Origin of the sequence: Domibacillus indicus (genome assembly GCF_023715895.1) — a bacterium.
Classification (GTDB): domain Bacteria; phylum Bacillota; class Bacilli; order Bacillales; family Domibacillaceae; genus Domibacillus; species Domibacillus indicus_A.
Genome location: NZ_JAMBOO010000170.1, coordinates 1 through 209 on the forward strand (window position 1 = coordinate 1; position 209 = coordinate 209).

Consider the following 209-nt stretch of genomic DNA (forward strand, 5'->3'; position numbering starts at 1 on the left):
GTTTGAAAGAAGTGTTCTTTCAAAACTGGATAGAAGCGTTATTGTATGGGCAAAAACCTTTCGGTTACACGCCAAGTGTACATTGATTAAGTCCTCGATCGATTAGTATTCGTCAGCTCCATGCGTCGCCGCACTTCCACCTCGAACCTATCTACCTCGTCATCTTCAAGGGATCTTACTTACTTGCGTAATGGGAAATCTCATCTTGA

The 209-nt window shown here is 43.1% G+C and carries 1 rRNA gene; it reads right to left on the bottom strand.

What is annotated here, in order from left to right:
• Positions 1-82 precede the first annotated feature (82 nt).
• A 23S ribosomal RNA gene (locus M3221_RS26140) occupies positions 83-209 on the bottom strand; the annotation flags it as partial.